The 18,843-nt window shown below is 76.7% G+C and carries 20 protein-coding genes; 16 read left to right on the top strand and 4 right to left on the bottom strand.

Features of this window, described 5'->3' with window-relative positions; all coding sequences use genetic code 11:
- Positions 1-96 precede the first annotated feature (96 nt).
- On the top strand, positions 97-1,197 hold the full coding sequence (locus tag ACI79R_RS13250) for an alpha/beta fold hydrolase (RefSeq protein WP_456574096.1): 1,101 nt from the start codon (positions 97-99) through the stop codon (positions 1,195-1,197).
- On the opposite strand, the gene dapD is transcribed toward ACI79R_RS13250, so the two are convergent.
- Entirely contained in the window at positions 1,194-2,165 is a 972-nt protein-coding gene (gene dapD / locus ACI79R_RS13245; RefSeq protein ID WP_456574095.1) for a 2,3,4,5-tetrahydropyridine-2,6-dicarboxylate N-succinyltransferase, read from the bottom strand. The two genes, ACI79R_RS13250 and dapD, sit on opposite strands and share 4 nt — an antisense overlap.
- Before the next feature lie 72 nt (positions 2,166-2,237).
- Between dapD and dapE the strand changes: the two genes are divergently transcribed.
- Genes dapE through ACI79R_RS13220 form a run of 5 tightly spaced genes read left to right on the top strand, consistent with a single transcriptional unit; the run spans position 2,238 to position 5,744 of the window.
- Positions 2,238-3,344: a succinyl-diaminopimelate desuccinylase gene (dapE, locus tag ACI79R_RS13240; RefSeq protein ID WP_456574094.1), complete on the top strand. Its 1,107-nt coding sequence runs from the start codon at positions 2,238-2,240 to the stop codon at positions 3,342-3,344.
- 11 nt (positions 3,345-3,355) lie between these two features.
- Positions 3,356-4,192: an LOG family protein gene (locus tag ACI79R_RS13235; protein WP_456574093.1), complete on the top strand. Its 837-nt coding sequence runs from the start codon at positions 3,356-3,358 to the stop codon at positions 4,190-4,192.
- A 1-nt stretch (position 4,193) separates the two neighbouring features.
- Positions 4,194-4,583 carry a DivIVA domain-containing protein gene (locus ACI79R_RS13230; protein ID WP_456574092.1) on the top strand — a complete coding sequence of 130 codons (390 nt, stop codon included), beginning with the start codon at positions 4,194-4,196 and terminating at the stop codon, positions 4,581-4,583.
- Complete coding sequence (locus tag ACI79R_RS13225) at positions 4,576-5,040, top strand: SRPBCC family protein (protein ID WP_456574091.1); 465 nt, start codon at positions 4,576-4,578, stop codon at positions 5,038-5,040. Before ACI79R_RS13230 ends, ACI79R_RS13225 begins: the two co-directional genes overlap by 8 nt.
- Positions 5,037-5,744, top strand: coding sequence for a DNA alkylation repair protein (locus ACI79R_RS13220; RefSeq protein WP_456574090.1), 708 nt, complete (start codon positions 5,037-5,039; stop codon positions 5,742-5,744). The genes ACI79R_RS13225 and ACI79R_RS13220 overlap by 4 nt, the downstream gene beginning before the upstream one ends.
- A gap of 168 nt (positions 5,745-5,912) precedes the next feature.
- Here the strand turns inward: ACI79R_RS13220 and ACI79R_RS13215 are convergent, their stop codons facing one another.
- Positions 5,913-6,263: a TfoX/Sxy family protein gene (locus ACI79R_RS13215; RefSeq protein ID WP_456574089.1), complete on the bottom strand. Its 351-nt coding sequence runs from the start codon at positions 6,261-6,263 to the stop codon at positions 5,913-5,915.
- A gap of 83 nt (positions 6,264-6,346) precedes the next feature.
- Here ACI79R_RS13215 and ACI79R_RS13210 point away from each other — a divergent pair, with 83 nt between their 5' ends.
- From ACI79R_RS13210 to ACI79R_RS13175, 8 genes are all read left to right on the top strand, one after another.
- Positions 6,347-7,249, top strand: coding sequence for a DMT family transporter (locus ACI79R_RS13210; RefSeq protein WP_456574088.1), 903 nt, complete (start codon positions 6,347-6,349; stop codon positions 7,247-7,249).
- A 66-nt stretch (positions 7,250-7,315) separates the two neighbouring features.
- Entirely contained in the window at positions 7,316-8,488 is a 1,173-nt protein-coding gene (locus ACI79R_RS13205) for a DUF222 domain-containing protein (RefSeq protein ID WP_456574087.1), read from the top strand.
- A 155-nt stretch (positions 8,489-8,643) separates the two neighbouring features.
- Positions 8,644-9,228: a DNA-3-methyladenine glycosylase I gene (locus ACI79R_RS13200; RefSeq protein ID WP_456574086.1), complete on the top strand. Its 585-nt coding sequence runs from the start codon at positions 8,644-8,646 to the stop codon at positions 9,226-9,228.
- An 84-nt stretch (positions 9,229-9,312) separates the two neighbouring features.
- Positions 9,313-9,480: a DUF3117 domain-containing protein gene (locus tag ACI79R_RS13195; protein ID WP_012947303.1), complete on the top strand. Its 168-nt coding sequence runs from the start codon at positions 9,313-9,315 to the stop codon at positions 9,478-9,480.
- A gap of 140 nt (positions 9,481-9,620) precedes the next feature.
- Positions 9,621-11,093 (top strand): leucyl aminopeptidase, encoded by a 1,473-nt coding sequence (locus ACI79R_RS13190; RefSeq protein ID WP_456574085.1) that lies wholly within the window; start codon positions 9,621-9,623, stop codon positions 11,091-11,093.
- 11 nt (positions 11,094-11,104) lie between these two features.
- Positions 11,105-12,568 carry a hypothetical protein gene (locus ACI79R_RS13185; protein ID WP_456574084.1) on the top strand — a complete coding sequence of 488 codons (1,464 nt, stop codon included), beginning with the start codon at positions 11,105-11,107 and terminating at the stop codon, positions 12,566-12,568.
- 46 nt (positions 12,569-12,614) lie between these two features.
- Positions 12,615-13,253, top strand: coding sequence for a DUF4232 domain-containing protein (locus tag ACI79R_RS13180; protein ID WP_456574083.1), 639 nt, complete (start codon positions 12,615-12,617; stop codon positions 13,251-13,253).
- 39 nt (positions 13,254-13,292) lie between these two features.
- Positions 13,293-14,327 carry a class I SAM-dependent methyltransferase gene (locus tag ACI79R_RS13175; RefSeq protein ID WP_456574082.1) on the top strand — a complete coding sequence of 345 codons (1,035 nt, stop codon included), beginning with the start codon at positions 13,293-13,295 and terminating at the stop codon, positions 14,325-14,327.
- On the opposite strand, the gene ACI79R_RS13170 is transcribed toward ACI79R_RS13175, so the two are convergent.
- Positions 14,328-15,830 (bottom strand): phytoene desaturase family protein, encoded by a 1,503-nt coding sequence (locus ACI79R_RS13170; protein WP_456574081.1) that lies wholly within the window; start codon positions 15,828-15,830, stop codon positions 14,328-14,330.
- A 129-nt stretch (positions 15,831-15,959) separates the two neighbouring features.
- On the opposite strand from ACI79R_RS13170, the gene ACI79R_RS13165 reads away from it, so the two are divergent.
- Positions 15,960-16,349 (top strand): hypothetical protein, encoded by a 390-nt coding sequence (locus ACI79R_RS13165; protein ID WP_456574080.1) that lies wholly within the window; start codon positions 15,960-15,962, stop codon positions 16,347-16,349.
- A 97-nt stretch (positions 16,350-16,446) separates the two neighbouring features.
- Entirely contained in the window at positions 16,447-17,121 is a 675-nt protein-coding gene (locus tag ACI79R_RS13160) for a DUF6766 family protein (protein ID WP_456574079.1), read from the top strand.
- Here the strand turns inward: ACI79R_RS13160 and ACI79R_RS13155 are convergent.
- Complete coding sequence (locus ACI79R_RS13155) at positions 17,118-18,767, bottom strand: SpoIIE family protein phosphatase (RefSeq protein ID WP_456574078.1); 1,650 nt, start codon at positions 18,765-18,767, stop codon at positions 17,118-17,120. The genes ACI79R_RS13160 and ACI79R_RS13155 overlap by 4 nt on opposite strands.
- Between the last annotated feature and the right edge of the window lie 76 nt (positions 18,768-18,843).

Below are 18,843 nucleotides of genomic sequence, written 5' to 3'. Positions count from 1 at the left end.
TGCCTGGCAGCTTCCTGGACCTCCGCGGGGGTGCCGCGCGGGCGCCGGCGTCGCTAGCGTGGGCGGCTCCGTCCCCCCGCGCACGAGGAGCCCATCTTGGCCGACGTCCTGCTGCCCGGTGTCGCCGCGACCCGGGTGCGCACCCCGCGACTGACGCAGAACGTGCTGCACCCGGCGGGCACCGACCCGGCCGGCCCGGGGGAGGCCGTGCTGTTCGTGCACGGCAACGTGAGCTCGTCGCTGTTCTGGCAGCAGCCGCTGCTGGCGCTGACCGAGGCGGGGGTGCGCGCGCTCGCGGTGGACCTGCGCGGCTACGGCGACACCGATCCGCTGCCGGTCGACGCCACCCGCGGCGTCCGCGACTGGGCCGACGACGTCACCGCGCTGGTCGAGACGCTCGGGCTGGACCGCGTGCACCTGGTCGGCTGGAGCCTGGGCGCCGGCGTCGTCCTCCAGGCCCTGCTCGACGCGCCCCAGCGGGTCGCCTCCGTGGCGCTGGTGGCGCCGATCAGCCCGTACGGCTTCGGCGGCACGACCGGTCCCGAGGGGCGCCCGCTGGCCGCCGACGGCGCCGGCTCCGGCGGTGGCGCGGCCAACCCGGAGTTCGTCGCCGCGCTGGCCGCCGGCGACACCACGGCCGACCAGCCGACCAGCCCGCGGTCGATCCTGCGCTCGTTCTACGTCGCCCCCGGCTCGCTGCCGATCGACCCGGGGCTGGAGGACGTCTTCGTGGCCTCGATGCTGTCCACCCGCACCGGCGAGGACCACTACCCGGGCGACGCCGCGACCAGCGACACCTGGCCCGGCATCGCGCCGGGCACCCGCGGGGTGCTCAACACGATGGCGCCGACGGTCTTCGACCTCTCCGGGATCGTCGACCTGGCCGACAAGCCGCCGGTGCTGTGGATCCGCGGGGACGCCGACGCGATCGTCTCCGACACCTCCGCCTTCGACCTGGCGTTCCTGGGCTCGGTCGGGGCGGTGCCGGGCTGGCCGGGGGAGGCCGACTGCCCGCCGCAGCCGATGGTCGCCCAGACGCGGTCGGTGCTCGACCGCTACGCCGCCACCGGCGGGGCCTACCGCGAGCTGGTGCTGCCCGGCGTCGGGCACTCCCCGCACGTGGAGCGGCCCCAGGAGTTCGTCGTGGCGCTGCTGGAGCACCTCGACGCCCCGGCGGAGGAGCCGGCCAACCTCTAGTTGTTGTGCAGCTCGGCGTTCAGCGCGCCCCACTCGCCGCTGCGCGGCAGCACCTCGAGGGCGCCGCTGACGCTGTTGCGGCGGAACAGCAGGTCGTCCCGGCCGGAGAGCTCCTTGGCCTTGACCACCGCGCCGTCGGGCAGCGTCACCCGCGAGCCGGCGGTCACGTAGCACCCGGCCTCGACGACGCAGCGGTCGCCGAGGGAGATGCCGATGCCGGCGTTGGCGCCCAGCAGGCAGCCGCTGCCGATGGAGATGACCTCCTTGCCGCCGCCGGACAGCGTGCCCATGATCGAGGCGCCGCCGCCGACGTCGCTGTCCGGGCCGACGACGACGCCGGCGCTGATCCGGCCCTCGACCATCGAGGGCCCGAGAGTGCCGGCGTTGTAGTTCACGAAGCCCTCGTGCATGACCGTGGTGCCCTCGGCGAGGTGGGCGCCGAGCCGCACCCGGTCGGCGTCGGCGACGCGGACGCCGGAGGGGATCACGTAGTCGACCATCCGCGGGAACTTGTCGACGCTGAACACCGTCACCTGGCCGACGGCCGCGCGCAGCCGGTGGGCGTTGAAGCCGGCCGCCTCGACCGGCCCGGCGCTGGTCCACGCCACGTTGGCCAGCAGCCCGAAGACGCCGGTCATGTCCGCCCCGTGCGGCCGGATCAGCCGGTGCGAGAGCAGGTGCAGGCGCAGGTAGACGTCGTGGGCGTCGACCGGCGGCTGGGACAGGTCGGCGATCACCGTGCGGACGGCGACGACCTCCACCCCGCGCGCGTCGTCGGTGCGCACCAGGCCGCCGTAGTCGGGGCCGAGCTCGCCGGAGAGCTCCAGCGCACCGAGCTTGCTGGTGCCGGTGCGGGCACCCTCGGGGGCGCCGAGCCGCGGCTCGGGGTACCAGGTGTCGAGCACCGTCCCGGCGGAGGTGATGGTGGCCAGGCCGGCCGCGACGGCGGAGATCGGAGCGTCGGTCACGGGTGCCGACGCTACCGAGGGCCGCCCGGCGCTGCGACGGCCGGCACCCGGGGCCGCCCGTAGGCTCGGGTCGTGAGCAGCGCACCTGGCCTGGACCTCTCCGCCGACGTCCTCACCCTGACCCGTGCGCTGGTCGACGTCCCCTCCGTCTCCGGCGACGAGGCGGCGCTCGCCGACGCGGTCGAGGCGGCGCTGCGGGGCCTGGGGGGCCTGGAGGTGGAGCGGGTCGGCGACGCCGTCCTCGCCCGCACGAACCTCGGCCTGCCCACGCGGGTGGTCCTCGCCGGCCACCTCGACACCGTGCCCATCGCCGACAACGTGCCCAGCCGGCTGGAGGGCGACCGGCTGTTCGGCTGCGGCACCAGCGACATGAAGGCCGGCGACGCGGTGATGCTGCGGCTGGCCGCGCGGTTCGGCGTCCCGGGTGCGACGCCGGCGCACGACCTCACCTTCGTCTTCTACGACAACGAGGAGGTCGAGGCGGTCAGGAACGGCCTCGGCCGGGTGGCCCGCGAGCGGCGCGGCTGGCTCTACGGCGACCTCGCCGTCCTGCTCGAGCCCACCGACGGCGAGATCGAGGCCGGCTGCCAGGGCACGCTGCGCGCGGTGCTGGAGGTGCCCGGCCGGCGGGCGCACAGCGCCCGCAGCTGGCTGGGGGTCAACGCCATCCACGGCGCCGCCGGCATCCTCGCCACCCTCGCCGGCTACGCGGCGCGCGAGGTGGAGATCGACGGCTGCACCTACCGCGAGGGGCTCAACGCGGTGCGGATCGAGGGCGGGGTGGCCGGCAACGTGGTCCCCGACGAGTGCCGGGTGACGGTCAACTTCCGCTACGCCCCCGACCGGGACGAGGACGCCGCCGAGGCGCACGTGCGCGAGGTCTTCGCCGACGCCCTGGCCGCCGGCGCGACCCTCGCCGTCGTCGACAACGCCGGTGGGGCGCTGCCCGGCCTCGCCGAGCCGGCGGCCGCGGCGTTCGTCGCCGCGGTCGGCCGCCCGGCGCGGGCCAAGCTCGGCTGGACCGACGTCGCCCGCTTCGCCGCCTTCGGCATCCCGGCGGTCAACTACGGCCCCGGCGATCCCCAGCTCGCGCACACCCGCGAGGAGTCCGTGCTGGTCGAGCGCCTGCAGCCGGCCGAGGACGCCCTCGTCGCCTACCTGTCGACGCCGACCTCCTGAAGGAGCGCCGCATGACGACCACGCCCCCCTCCGACGGCCAGCGCAAGCCGCGCCCGACCCGCCACCGCGGGCCGGTGATGCTGCGCGGCGGCGAGCCGGACCCCCGCACGGTCGGGACGACCACCGACCAGCGGCTGCTCGACCGCCGCGGCCCGACCGACTGGGTGCACACCGACCCGTGGCGGGTGCTGCGGATCCAGAGCGAGTTCGTCGAGGGCTTCGGCCTGCTCGCCGAGCTGCCGCGCGCGGTGAGCGTGTTCGGCAGCGCGCGGACCAAGCGCGACGACCCGGCCTACGCGTCGGGGGTGGCCATCGGGGCGGCGCTGGCCCGCGCCGGCTACGCGGTGATCACCGGCGGCGGTCCGGGGGCCATGGAGGCGGCCAACCGCGGCGCCTCCGAGGCCGGCGGGCTCTCCGTGGGGCTGGGCATCGAGCTGCCGTTCGAGCAGGAGCTCAACGAGTGGGTCGACGTCGGCATCGCCTTCCGCTACTTCTTCGTCCGCAAGACGATGTTCGTGAAGTACGCGCAGGCCTTCGTCATCCTGCCCGGCGGGTTCGGCACCCTCGACGAGCTGTTCGAGGCGCTCACGCTGGTGCAGACCCGCAAGGTCACCCGGTTCCCCGTCGTGCTGTTCGGCAGTGCGTACTGGCAGGGGCTGATCGACTGGGTGCGGGCCACGATGGTGCCGGCCGGGACGATCAGCGAGAGCGACCTGGAGCTGTTCACCGTGACCGACGACGTCGACGAGGTGCTGCGGGTCGTCCAGGAGGCCGAGTCGCAGCGGGAGGCCGGGGACGGCGGCGGCGGCATGCGGGCGCCGCTCACCCCGCTGCCGGCCGACGACTGACGTGCTGACCTTCCTCGTCTTCGTCCTCACCGTGCTGGTCGTCGGCGGGCTGCTGTTCCTGGGCGCGTCGATGCTGCTCGGCAGGGGGGAGACGCAGCCGCCCGCGGAGCTCGACCGCTCGCCGGTGGAGCTGCCCGACGACCGGCCGGTGACCGCCGACGACGTCCGGGCGCTGCGGATCACGGTCGCGTTCCGCGGCTACCGGATGACCGAGGTCGACTGGCTGCTCGACCAGCTGGCCGCCACCCTCGACGAGCGGGACCGCGAGCTGGCCGCGCTGCGCGCCAGGGTGGCCGACGGCTCCCGCCCGGTGGACGGCACGGCGCCGCCGGCCGGCGACGCCCCCGCGCCGGCCGCGGGTGACGAGGACGGAGCGCGCACCGGTGCCTGAGCTGGTCGAGCGGATCGAGATCGAGGCGCCCGCCGAGCGGGTGTGGGCGGCGCTGACCGACTGGACCCGGCAGGGCGAGTGGATGCTGGCCACCGACGTGGAGACCGTCGGCGGCCCGGCGCAGGGGATCGGCGGCCGGCTGGCCGCCCGCACCGGCATCCCCTGGCGGCGCGGGCGGCACCTGGGCGTGCTCGACACGATGGTGATCACCGAGTGGCAGCCGCCGGAGCGCGTCGTCGTCCAGCACACCGGCCGGATCGTGCGCGGCCCCGGCATCTTCGAGGTCGAGCCGCAGGGTGAGCGGTCGGTGTTCGTGTGGACCGAGCGGCTGTACCTGCCCTTCGGCCTGCTGGGGCAGGTCGGCTGGCCGCTGGCCCGGCCGTTCGTCGTGCTCGGCGTCCGGCTGTCGCTGCGGCGCTTCGCCGCCTTCGCCGCCCGCTACCCCGACCCGGCGTGACCGCCGCGGCCATCCGGGCGGCGCTGGCCGAGCTCGCCGATCCCGAGCGGGCCGCCGGGATGGCGCGGTACTTCCAGGCCCGGCCGGGCGGCTACGGCGAGGGCGACCGCTTCCTCGGCATCGCGGTGCCGCCGCAGCGGCAGGTGGCGCGGCGCGAGGCCTCGCGGACGCCGCCGGCCGACGTCGCCGAGCTGCTGGCGAGCCCGTGGCACGAGGAGCGGCTGACGGCGCTGTTCGTGCTGGTGGAGCAGTTCCGCCGGGGCGGGGAGGAGGAGCGGGCGCGGATCGTCGAGCTCTACCTCGGCTGCCGCGACCGGGTGGACAACTGGGACCTCGTGGACGCCTCGGCGCCCTACCTGCTCGGGCCCTGGCTGCTCGACCGGGACGACGCGCTGCTCGACGAGCTGGCCGCCTCGCCGTCGGTCTGGGACCGGCGGATCGCGGTGATGGCGACCTTCGCCGCGATCCGCGCCGGCCGCCCCGAGCCCACGTTCCGCATCGCCGACCGGCTGCTGACCGACGAGGCCGACCTGGTGCAGAAGGCCGTCGGCTGGATGCTCCGCGAGGTCGGCAACCGGCAGCCGGAGCGGGCCGAGGAGTTCCTCGCGCCGCGCTACCGGCGGATGCCCCGCACGATGCTGCGCTACGCCGTCGAGCGGTTCCCGCCCGACCGCCGGCGGGCGTACCTGGCCGGGCGGGTCTGAGCCGCGCTCGACCCGGCCCCTGGGGCCGGGCGCAGGGTCGACGCCGGGGACGAGCAGCTGCTGCAGGTGGGGGAGTTCCTCCGCCGCACCCGCCTGTCACCCGAGGCGCTGCGCCTGTACGCCCGCTCGGGGCTGCTGGCGCCGGCCGGGTGGAGGTCGCCTGACCGGTCAGCGGGGGCGGCCGGCGACGAAGGCCAGGGCCTCCCGGGCGAGGACGACGTCGGCGGTCGCGTCCGCGCCGAGGGCGACCCACTCCCGCATCGGGTTGCCCCGGCCGTTGCGGAAGGGACTGCCGGCGCCGCTGGCCAGCAGCTCCTCGACACGGCCCCGCGGCAGCTTGAGCACCAGCTCGCCACCGACGGCCATGGCCACGATCGAGCCGTCCACGGTCAGCGCCGTGGAGCCGAAGCGCCGCCGTCCCCCCGGTCCGGGCACCGCGACCCCCGGCTCCCCGGACAGGGCCTCGGCCACGGCGGCCAGCCGGGCCTCGGCGTCGCGCGGTCCGTCGGGCGTGCTCATCGCGCCTCCTGCCATGGCCCCGGCGAGGGACCGATCGGGGGCGGTCATCATGACCCGGTGCGCAGCGGAACGGGAACGGGTCGATGAGCCGGCGGGGCTGGGTCCTCTTCCTCGCGATGTCGGTCATCTGGGGCATCCCCTACCTGCTGATCAAGGTGGCGGTCGGCGAGCTGTCGCCGGTGGTCGTCGTGTTCGGCCGCTGCGTCGTCGGAGTGGTGCTCCTGCTGCCGTGGGCGCTCGCCCGGGGCAGCGTGCTGCCGGCGCTGCGCCGCCACTGGCGGGCGCTGCTGGTCTTCACCGTGCTGGAGATGACCGGGCCGTGGCTGCTGCTCTCCTACGCCGAGCTGTCGCTGTCCAGCTCGCTCACCGGCCTGCTGGTCGCCGGCGTGCCGTTCGTGGCCGCGGTCGCCGCCCGGCTGGCGGGGGAGGAGGAGCGGCTCACCCCGGTGCGCCTGCTGGGCATGGCGGTCGGCGTCGGGGGGATCGCGCTCCTGCTCGGCCTGGACGTCGAGGGCGTCGGCCTGCTCCCGGTGCTGGCGGTCGCGCTCGTCGTGGTGGGCTACGCGACCGCGCCGCTGGTGGTCAGCCGGCGCCTCGGCGACGTGCCCGGCGTGACCGCCAGCGCGATCGCGCTCACCGTCACCGGCCTGGTGTACGCGCCGTTCGCCGTGCCGCGGCTCGGCCAGCTGGGCGACGCCCCGGCCGACGCGCTGCTGTCACTGCTCGCGCTGGGTGTCGTGTGCACCGCCCTGGCGCTGTCGCTGTTCTTCGCGCTGATCCGCGAGGTCGGCCCGCAGCGGGCGCTGGTCATCACGTTCCTCAACCCGGCGGTCGCCGTGCTGGCCGGGGTGCTGGTGCTCGACGAGCCGTTCACGCTCGGGCTCGCGCTGGGCCTGCCGCTGGTGCTCGTCGGCTGCGTGCTGGCGACCCGGCGCAACCAGCCGCGGGACGCCGCGACGCCGCCCGTGGACGCGCCCGTGCCGTAGTGCGATTCGCGGCCTGAGCTGGGGATTCGCCTTGCTGGCGCCCTCGGCGGTCGGTAGACTTCGTACATGTGTTCGACGGTTGATCCAGGGGGCGATGCCCTCGACGCGATCGCTGCCGGGGTCGCCGACCGCAATCGGCGTGACGCCGAGCTGACCCGTCAGGTGCGGGCAGCAGAGCTGGCTCAGGCGGCCGAGCGGGACGGCCTGAAGGCGATGACGTCGTGGTTGAAGGGTCACTGCCGGATGGCGGGGCCCGAGGCGCTGCGGCTGGTGCGCAACGGCCGCGCGCTGGAACACCTGCCGGCTCTCGCGGAGGCGTTCGCGGCGGGGCTGGTCAGTGCGCAGCAGGTGCACGTCGCGGCCGACGCGGTGACGCCGGCCCGGCTGGCCGCTGCGGCGGCGCAGGGGATCGATCTGGCGGTGATCGACGCGGTGCTCACCCAGGTGGCCATCGACCAGTCGGTCGAGAGCCTGGTCCAGGTGGTGAAGAAGTACGTCGACAACCTCGATCCCGACGGACCGGAACCCGATCCGACCGGGCAGCGGTCGTTGACGATCAGCCGGCACGCCGACGGCACGGTCTCCTCCGGCACGCTGGACGCCGTCGGCGGGGAGAAGCTGCAGACCGTCATCGAGGCGCACACCCAGGCCGACCGGCCCGCCGGTGACGAGCGCACCCGCGCCCAGCGGCAGGGCGATGCGCTGGTGCAGATCGTCGACGACGCCCTCGCCGGTGGCAGCTTGCCGGTGCTGCGCACCCGCAAGCCCCAGGTGGTCGCGACGATCCCGCTGTCCGACCTCGCCTCCACCACGGTGGCCCGGGGTGCGGGGCGGATGGGGTTCGGTGCCGCCATCTCCGCCGCCCGCGCCCGCTGGCTGGCCTGCGACGGCGAGATCACCCGCCTGGTCATGGGGCCCGAGGGGCAGCCGCTGGACGTCGGCAGGACCGCCCGCGTCGTGCCGCCGCACCTGCGGCGGGCGGTCGAAGCGCGGGACGGGGCATGCGTGTTCGCCGGCTGCACCGCTCCGACCCACTGGTGCGACGTCCACCACCTGGTGCACTGGATCGACGGTGGCGCCACCAGCCTGGACAACTCCGCGCTGCTGTGCGAGCGGCACCACACGAAGGTGCACCACGGCTTCCGCATCGAACGGCAAGCCGACGGCCGATGGCGCACCCTCCGGCCCGACGGCACCGAGATCACCACCCCCGCACCCCTGCGCGCCACCGCCGCCTGACCCGGCCGCCCCGCCGCCGCGCCCCGCGCGGACGGCGGCACCGGCATGCCCCACGCAGGCTCGTGCTCTGCCCACGCCGGGGGGCAGACCACGAGGACGCCGGAGGACACCTGCCCCGGCCGGGACCGTCGGCAGCGACGGCTAGCGTCGCCGGCATGGACGCCGACCGCGTGCGCTGCGAGTGGGGCAACAGCGCCCCCGAGTACGTCGTCTACCACGACGAGGAGTGGGGGACGCCGCTGCGCGGCGACGACGCCCTCTTCGAGCGGCTGTGCCTCGAGGCGTTCCAGTCGGGGCTGTCCTGGATCACCATCCTGCGCAAGCGGCCGGCCTTCCGGGCGGCCTTCGCCGGCTTCGCCATCGACGCCGTCGCCGCGTTCACCGAGGACGACGAGGCGCGCCTGATGGCCGACGCCGGCATCGTGCGCAACCGCGCGAAGATCTCCGCGGCCGTCCGGAACGCGCGGGCGGCGCAGCAGGTGCCGGAGGGCCTCTCCGACCTGCTGTGGTCCTTCGCGCCGACCGGGGAGCGGCCCCGGCCGGCCACGCTGGCGGAGGTGCCGGCCACCAGCCCCGAGTCGGTCGCGATGGCCAAGGAGCTCAAGCGCCGGGGCTTCGCCTTCGTCGGCCCGACGACCGCCTACGCCCTCATGCAGGCGACCGGCATGGTCGACGACCACGTCGTGTCCTGCTTCCGGGCGACGCCGACGGGGGCCCTCCGGTTGGATCCCGGCCGCTGATACGGGATCATGGGCACAGCTCACTGCACGTACTGGAGCCACACCGCTGTCGTCGACAGCGGGTGGCCGGCGAAGGAGGCACGCATGGCGGCCATGAAGCCGCGCACGGGTGAAGGTCCCCTGGAGGTCACCAAGGAGGGGCGCGGCCTGGTCATGCGCGTACCGCTCGAGGGCGGCGGTCGTCTCGTCGTCGAGCTGTCGCCCGACGAGGCGGCGGCGCTCTCGGAGGCCCTGAAGGGCGCGACCAGCTGACCGGTACCGCGAGTCTGCCCAACGGCAGCCCCGCGCACCACGACGCGGCCCCGGTCGACGGCTCCACGCCGGCGACCGGGGCCGCGCCGTTGCCGCGGGTCGACATCTCCGCCGGCCTCCCGCGCCTCGGCGAGGACGACGTGCTCGCCGTCCCCGTCGGGCCCGAGGGCGCCCTGCCGTCCTGGCTGACCGCCCCGGCGCCCGGCGTGCCCAGCCCGGTGAACCCCCAGTTCCTGGCCGGCGCGCTGCGCGACACCGGCAACAGCGGCCGCCCCGGCACGATCACCAACGTGCCGGTGCCCGGCCGGCACCCGCGCAGCGTCGTCGCCGTGGGCGCCGGCGAGGGCACGCTGCCCGACGTCCGCAGCTACGTGGCCACCGCGGTCCGGCGCGCGCAGACGCTGGCCGAGCACGGCGCCCGCCGGCTGGTCCTGCCGCTGGACGCCGTGGCCCCGGCCGGCGCCGACGAGGTCCGCGCCGCCGTCGAGGCCGCGCTGCTGGCCGGCTACCGCTTCCGCGAGACCAGCCGGCCGCACCCGCCGCGGCTGGCCGCCGTCACGGTGGTCGCCGCCGACGCCGACGACCCCGCCGTGGTCGCCGCCGCGCGGGCCGGGCGGATCACCGCCGAGGCCGTCGCCTGGGCGCGCGACCTGATCAACACCCCGAGCAACACGAAGAACCCGGCCTGGCTCGCCGAGCAGGTGGTGCAGCGGCTGGGCGGGCTGGAGTCGGTGACCGTCACCGTGCTCGGCCCCGAGGAGCTGCGGGCCGGCGGCTTCGGCGGCGTGCTCGCCGTCGGCGGCGGCTCGGCCAGCCCGCCGCGGCTGGTCGTCGCGAGCTACCGGCCGCCGTCGGCCGGCGACGCCCACCCCGTGCTGGTCGGCAAGGGCATCACCTTCGACACCGGCGGCATCTCGATCAAGCCGACCGCCGGCATGCGCGAGATGAAGACCGACATGGCCGGGGGTGCGGCCGTCCTCGCCGCGGTCGACGCCGCCGCGCGGCTGCAGCTGCCCCTCGCCGTGACCGCCGTCGTCCCGGCCGCGGAGAACGCCGTCTCGGGCTCCTCGTACCGCCCCTCCGACGTCGTCCGCCACGTGGGCGGCCGCACCACCGAGGTGCTCAACACCGACGCCGAGGGCCGCATGGTGCTCGCCGACGGCCTGGCGCACGCCCGGCTGGAGCTCGGCGCCACCGTGCTGGTCGACGTCGCCACCCTGACCGGCGCGATGAAGGTCGCGCTCGGCACCCGCACCGCCGGCCTGTACGCCACCACCGACGGGCTGGCCGACGCCCTCGCCACCGCCGCCGGCCACGCCGGCGAGCAGGTGTGGCGGATGCCGCTGGCCGAGGAGCACGCCGACCTGCTGGCCAGCGACGTCGCCGACGCGAACAACGCGCCGGGCAACCCCGGCGGGACGACGGCGGCGCTCTTCCTCCGCCCGTTCGCCGGAGACCTGCCCTGGGCGCACCTGGACGTCGCCGGCCCCGCGCGTGCCGGCTCCGACCATGCCGAGGTGGTCAAGGGCGGCACCGGCTTCGGCGCGCGGCTGCTGCTGCGCTGGCTCGAGGCCGGGGCGCCGGTCGACCCGCCGCCGACCGTCACCGACTGAGAGCAGGGCGCATGAGCAGCGACGACACCGGCGTCGTCTTCCCGGCCGGCCCCGACGGCCGGCGCAGCACCGCGGCGGTCGGCCGGGCGGTGGTGGCCGACGCGCTGCGCCCGGTCGACCCGACCGGCGCCCGCGCCGCCGAGCAGGAGACCAACTGGCGGGCCGGGTACCTCGTGCACTTCCGCCGGCTCGTCGAGGCCGGCCTGACCTCGCCGGAGGCGGCGCTGGCCGTCGCCGACGCGGGGCTGGCGAGCCTGCACGACCGCATGCGGGTGGCCGGGTCCGGCGGCGAGCAGCCGCTGGACTCGCTCACCTCCGCGCCGGCGGCCCGCGCGCTCGGCACCGCGGAGGTGACGGGGGAGGCCGAGCCCGAGCGGGAGTTCTCGCTGCCCTTCCGCGGCCGCCGGCTGCGCGGCGACGACCTCGCCCGCCAGCTCGACACCTGGACCGGCTGCGGGGCGCTGGAGCCCTCGGCGGCCGAGGCGGTGCGCGCGGTCGCCGCCCACCCCGAGTGGCTCGCGCTGCCCGGCCGCACCGTGGTCGTCCTCGGCGCGGGTGCCGAGATGGGGCCGCTGCCGGCCCTGCTGCGGTGGGGCGCGCGGGTGGCGGGGGTCGACCTGCCGCGCGAGGCGGTGTGGCAGCGGGTCCTCGACACCGCCCGGCGCAGCGCCGGCACCCTGCTGGTGCCGACCTCCGGCGACGACGCGGACCTCGCTGCGCGCGCCGGCGCGGACCTGGTGGCCGACGTGCCCGGCGTCGCCGACTGGGTGGCCGCCCTGCCGGGCTCCCCGGTGCTCGGCAACTACGTCTACGCCGACGGCGCGGCCAACGTGCGCGTCTCCACCGCCGTCGACGCCCTCACCGTCCGGCTGCAGGGCGCCCACCCCGACCTGGCGCTGGCCTTCCTCGCCACGCCGACCGACGTCTTCGCCGTCCCCGGCGAGGCGGTGGCGCACTCGGTGCGGGCCTACGCCGGGCGCTCGCGGCCGGCCAAGCTGCTCGGCCGGCCGCTGCGCACGCTCACGGCGGGGCGGGTGCTCCAGCGGGCCTACGTGCCCGGCGCCGATCCGGGCATCTGCGACAGCCTGGTCGCCCAGCAGGGGCCGAACTACGCGCTGGCCAAGCGGCTGCAGCGGTGGCGGGCCACCACCGCCCGCGCCGCCGGCGCCACCGTGTCGATGAACGTCGCACCGCCCACCCGCACCCGGTCGGTGGTGAAGAACCGGGCGCTGGCCGCCGCCTACGCCGGAGCCCACCGGTTCGGCGTCGAGGTGTTCGAGCCGGCCACGTCCAACGTGCTCATGGCCGCGCTGCTCGTGCACGACCTGCACACCGGCGGCGGACCGCGGCACGAGCACCCGTGGCAGGACGAGGCGCACGCCGCCGTGCACGGCGGGCTGTGGCGCACCGCGTACGCGCCCCGCAGCGCGCTGGGGCTGGCCGCGGTGCTGGGGCTGGGCGCCGCGCGCGCCTGACCAGGGTTCCGGAACCGGCCGGGGACGGTCGGGCAGGATGCACCGAGTGAGGTCCTCCTGGCTGCGCCGGCTGGCTCCCGTGCTGGTCGTCGTGGCGGTGCTCGCCGTCGCGGTCACCGCGCTCCTGGTGTTCCGGCCCGCCCCGGGCACCGCCGGGGGCGTCGACGCCGGCGGCATCGCGCCACCCGCCGTCCCCAGCGCCGCTCCGCCGACGGCGGAGCAGCCGCCGGGCGCCGAGTACGAGTCGCCGCCGCTGCCCGGCGCGATCACCTGCTCGCCGGCCGGGCTGCAGATCACCTCCGGCCCGGTCGACGCCGCCCTCGGCCACCGGGCGGTCGTCGTCACGGTCACCAACTGCGGCACCGGGCCGCGCGAGGTCACCGGCTACGCCGGGGTGGAGGTGCTCGACGCGGCCGGGGCGCCGATGCCCGTCTCGGTCGTGCACGAGTCCACCTACATGGTCATCGACCCCGGCCCCGCGCCGCTGGTGCTGCAGCCCGGGCAGACCGCGGTGACCGGCCTGTCGTGGTCGGCGACGGTCACCGACGGCGAGATCGGCGAGGGCCAGGCGGTGCGCATCCGCGCCGTCGCCGGTGACACCGCGCAGGTGCTGCCCATGTGGGTCGACATGGGGACCACGGGAGAGATCGCCGTCGCCGCCTGGGCGACGGAACTCGCACGCTGACGCCTGGACGCACCAGCGCGCAGCACGCAGGGTGGAGGGATGCCGAGGATGCTGCGGGCCCGCGCGGCCTGGGAGGTCGTCCGCTCGGGGGATCTGCGGGGCCGTGTCCGCGCCACCCGCGACGGGCAGGCCGCGGTGCGGCTGCACCAGGTGGCGGCCGGGCTCTCGACCGGTGTGCTGGACGCGCTGGCCGCCGGCACGGCGTCGACCGCGGAGCTCGCGACCCGTTGCCGCTGGACCGACGCGGACCTGGCCGCGGCCTTCCTCCGCGGCCTCGCCGCCGCCGGGGTGGTCGCCGCCGACGGCGACCGCTGGCGGCTGACCGCGCGTGGCCGCGCGGTGGTCGGCGACGACCTCGTCCGCGCCTCCCACGAGGCGTTCGCCGGCTTCCACACCGACCTCTACCGCGGGCTGCCCGCGCTGCTGGCCGGCGGTCCGCGGCGGCGGGACGTCGTCGAGCACGGCGGCGTGATCGCGCGCGTGTCGGCCGCCTTCGAGCCGCTGGTCTCCGCCGTCCTGACCCGCACGGTGACCGAGCTGCGCCCCCGGCGGGTGCTCGACGTCGGCTGCGGCGCCGGGCTGCAGCTGGCCATGGCGCTGGAGGCCGCGCCCGACGACGCGGTGGGGATCGGCGTGGAGACCGACGCCGACGCGGCCGCGCTCGCCGAGCGCACGCTGGCCGGTCGCGGTCTGGCCGGGCGGGCCACCGTGCTCCGCGCCGACGTCCGCGCGGCGCTCACCGATCCGGCCGGGCCGCTGGCCGAGCCGGTCGACCTGGTGCTGCTGGCCAACGTCGTCTACTACCTGCCGGTCGGCGAGCGGGTCGCGCTGCTGCGCGACCTCGCCGGGGCGCTCGCCCCGGGCGGCGCGCTGCTGGTCGTCACCACCGCCGCCGACCCGTCGGCGGTCAGCCGCCACTTCGACCTGCTGCTGCGCGCGCAGGAGGGGGCGATGGAGCTGCCCGACGCCGGTGGCCTGGCCCGGCAGATGGAGGAGGCCGGGCTGGGCGACGTGCGCACCGAGCGGCTGGCCCCGGGGGCGCCGCTGATCGCGGTCACCGGCCGGCGGGCCTGATCAGGCCGGGCCCACCATCCCGGCCACGATCTCGGCCGACAGCGCCACGAGCGGCAGCCCGCCGCCGGGGTGCGACGAGCCGCCGACCAGGAACAGCCCGCGGACGGCGGAGGCGTTGGGCGGGCGCAGGAACGCCGCCCGCGCGCCGTTGCTCGACGTGCCGTAGATCGAGCCGCCGACGCTGCCGGTGTCGCGCTCGAGGTCGGCCGGCGTGCGCACCACCCGCCAGCGCAGCCGGTCCCGCACGTCCAGCCCGCGCTCGGCCATCACCGCCAGCACCCGGTCGGCGTACCGGTCGGCCAGCCCCGGCTCGTCCCAGTCGACGCCGCCGGCGGGCTCGTGGCGGGGCGCGTTGACCAGCACGAACCACGACTCGCTGTCGTCGTCCGGTCGGGTCGCCGGGTCGTCGGGCGCGCTGACGTACACCGTCGGATCGGGCACCGGGCGCGGCCGGCCGCGGTCGCGGCCGACGCCGAACACCGCGTCGAACTCGGCGTCGTAGTCCCCCGGGAACAGCACGGTGTGGTGGGCCGGCCGCGGCGTGCGGCCGCGCAGTGCGAGCAGCAGCACGAACCCCGACAGGGACGGCGTGCTCCGCGCCAGCGCCCGGCGCACGCCCCGGGTGGCGGGGGAGGGGGCCAGCAGGTCGCGGTGCAGGGCGGCGGCGTCGGCCCCGGAGACGACGACGTCGGCCGGCAGCAGCTCGCCGCCGGCCAGCCGCACGCCGGTGACCCGCCCGCCCTCGGTCAGCACCCGCTGCACCGCCGTCCCGGTGCGGATGACGGCGCCGCGCTCGGCCGCCCGGTCGGCCACCGCGGTGCCCAGCCGGCGCAGGCCGCCGCGCACGTACCAGGACCCGAACGCCTGCTCCACGTACGGCACGGTCGCCAGCACGGCCGGCGCCCGCCGCGGATCGGAGCCGGAGTACGTGGCGTAGCGGTCGAGCAGCACGCGCAGCCGCGGATCGGTCAGCGACCGCTCGCCCAGCCCGCGCAGGGTCTGCCAGGGGGCGACGGTGCGCACGTCGCGGGCGCTGCGGGCCAGCCGGGCGAGGGTGGCCGCGCCGGCCAGGGGAGAACGCAGGAACGGCTGCTCGGTGACCCGCCACATCCGCGCCGCCCGGGCCATGAGCGCCGACCACTGCGTCCCGGCCCCGCCGCCGAGGGCGTCGTCGAGGGCGGCGGGCACGGCGGCGGCGGTGCCGGGCAGGGCGAGGCGGGTGCCGTCGGCGAACCGGTAGGTGACGGCGGGGTCCAGGCGCACCAGGTCGACGACGTCGTCCAGCGGCGCACCGGTCGCGGCGAACAGGTCGCGGTACAGCCGGGGCAGCGTGACCAGGCTCGGCCCGGTGTCGAACCCGTGACCGTCGCGGGCGTACCAGCCGAGCTTGCCGCCGATCGTGGGCGCCTGCTCCAGCACGGTGACGCGGTGCCCCAGCGCGGCCAGCCGGGCGGCCGCGGCGAGCCCGCCGAGCCCGGCGCCGACCACCACGACCCGCGCCATGCCGCCACGCTAACCGGCCGCGGCGTGTCGCCCGGACGGGGCACGGTCGTTTGCGCCGTCGAACCGGCCGGGTAGCCGGTCGTCCCCGGGGAGCCGACCCGGGCGGGGCGAACTGGGGAGGTCGGGTCCGTGGCGAGGCGGACGACGGCACTGGGTGCGGCCGTGGGGGCGGCGCTGGCCCTCGGCGGCTGCGCCGAGCTGCAGGAACCCGACGTGGAGCACACCGCCACGTCCTTCGCCGACGCGTCGGCCGACGCCGCGCTGCGCTGCGCGCTGCTGGCACCGGAGACGCTGCGGGCGCTGGAGCTGGACGAGGAGTCGCCGTGCGCCCAGGCGATCGGCGAGGTGCCGCTGGGCGGCGGCCCGGTGGAGTCGGTGGAGGTCTGGGGCGAGGAGGCGCAGGTGCGGCTCAGCGGCGACACGCTCTTCCTCACGCGCACCCCCGACGGGTGGCGGGTGACCGCGGCGTCGTGCACGCCGGCCGGCGAGGGCCGCTACGACTGCCGGCTGGAGGCGTGATGCGGCACGTCCGGGCCGTCTACGTCGCCTACCTGGCCGTCATCCTGCTGGGCACCCTGTACTGCACGGTGCTCGCGCTCCTGGGCCGGTGAGACCGGTGCGCCGGTTCCTGCGGGAGAACAGCCTCAGCCTCGCCTTCGGCGGGTTCTTCCTCCTCAGCCTCGTCGGGCAGGCGGTCGCCGGCGTCGCGCGGTTCAACGACGAGCGGGTCGGCGACGGGGTCGGCGAGGTCTCGCTGCTGCACTACGTCACCTCGTCGTCCTTCGCCGTCGACGTCATGGAGAACTGGCAGTCGGAGTACCTGCAGTTCTTCCTCTACGTGTTCGCCACCGTGTGGCTGGTCCAGCGCGGCTCGGCGGAGTCCAAGGAGCTGCACCAGACCGGCATGGAGACCGACGAGGAGCAGCGGGTCGGCGACCACGCGCGTGCCGACTCCCCGCCCTGGGTGCGGGCCGGCGGCTGGCGGACGACGGTGTTCTCGCGCTCGCTGGGCCTGGTGATGGGCGGGCTGTTCCTGCTCACCTGGGCGGCGTCGTCGATCGCCGGGTGGGCCGCCTACAACAACGAGCAGCTGCGCGGGCACGCCGATCCGGTCAGCTGGGTCGGCTACCTCGGCCACGCCGACTTCTGGGACCGCACCTTCCAGAACTGGCAGTCGGAGATGCTGGCCGTGGGGTCGATGGCCGTGTTCGCCGTCTACCTCCGGCAGCGGGGGTCGCCGGAGTCCAAGCCGGTGGGCGCCGCGCACGGGGACACCGGCGACACGGGCTAGAGGGGCACCGTGACCGCGAGGACGGCGAGGTCGTCGGCCTCGTAGCGCGAGCCGGCCAGCCGGGCGTCGACCGCGGCGGTGATCGTCGCGGCGATGCACTCCGCGGCGTCGGGGCCGGGCCGCGTCAGCAGCGCCATGAGCGCCTCCTCGCCGAACTGGACGCCGTCGTCGTCGCGGGCCTCGGTGACCCCGTCGGTGTAGAGCACCAGCGAGGCCCCCGGCGGCAGGTCGACCGACACCGGCGGGAACTCGGCGCCGGCCTCGATGCCCAGCGGCCGGGCGCAGTGCCCGACCTCGGCCCAGCCCTCGGGCGTGCGCACCAGCGGCCGCGGATGCCCGGCGACGGCCACCTGCGCGGTCACCCCGCCGGCGGCACGCGGGCCCAGCACCACGCAGCAGGCGGTGACGAAGCGCAGCGGCCCGCCCGCCTGCTCGGCCAGCAGCGCCGCGTTGACGGCGGCGAGCACCTCCGCCGGGTCGCCGTGGGACGCCGCCGCGCGGGCGGTGTGCCGGGTCAGCGCGGTGACCGCCGCGGCCTCCGCGCCGGTGCCGCAGACGTCGGCCATGAGCACCATCCAGCGCCCGTCGGGAAGCGCCGTCACGTCGTAGGTGTCCCCGCCCACCAGCGCCGAGCCGCCGCCGGGGCGGTACCGGGCGGCCAGCTCCAGGCCGGGCACCACGGGCAGGTGGGAGGGCAGCAGGCTGCGCTGGAGGGTGTCGGCGAGGTCGCGGACCTCGGACTCGGCGCGCAGCCGGGCGAGGAACTGCCCGATCTGCCGGCCGGCGTGGGCGAGGACGTCGAGCAGCTCACCCGGCACCGGCCGCGGCTGCCGGGAGAACAGCTCCACGACGGCGAGCACGGCGTCGCCGCGCAGCACCGGGAAGGCGACGCCGGTCCGCAGCCCCTCCACCCGCACCCGCTCGGGGTAGAGCACTCGCGGATCGGTCGGCAGGTCCTCGAACACGACCGGCGAGCGCTGCGCCCACGCGGTGCCGGGCAGTCCCTCCCCGGAGGCGAACCCGCGGGTGGAGGTGACCTCGTGCAGCGTCCGCTCCGCGCCGTCGGCGCTCCACGTGAAGGCGTACCGGAGCCGGCCGGCGCCCTCGTCGGCCTGCCACAGCCGGGCGGCGTCCCAGTCCAGCTCGGCGCAGAGGGTGGGCAGCAGCCGCTGGAAGGCGACGTCGGCGTCCGGCGCCTCGGTCAGCGCTGCGGTGACCCGCAGGGTCGCCGCCAGGTAGCGGCTGACCTGCAGCTGGCGCTCCAGCAGGATCGTGGCGCTCGCGTCGCGGAGGACGGCGACCACGACGGCGCCGTCCGGTCCGGCGTCCGTGCCGGGCTCCAGCCGGGAGAGGGTCAGGTCGATGGCGACCTCCCTGCCGCTGGCGTGCAGGGCCGGCACCTGGGTCGTGGCGCCGACCAGCTTGCCCTGACCCGTGCGGCGGTACCGGGCGAAGCCCTCGCCGTGGCCGGAGCGGAAGCGCTCGGGCATGAGGACGCTCAACGGCCGGCCGACGAGGTCCGCGGGTTCGTGGCCGAGCAGCGTCCGCACGGCCGGGTTCACGTAGGCGATCCGCCCGGCCGCGTCGGCGACGACGACGGTGTCCGGCAGCGCCGTCAGCAGCGCGTCGGCCGGCACGCCCGTCATGTGTCCCCCCTCGCAGGGCGGCTGGCGGCCCCCCGCCAGCAGGATGGCACACGGCTGGTCAGCATCTCGACACTCA

It is taken from the genome of Blastococcus sp. SYSU D00820, assembly GCF_054050695.1.
The sequence above is the reverse complement of the archived record's forward strand: the minus strand, read 5'-3'. Positions and strand labels throughout refer to the sequence as shown.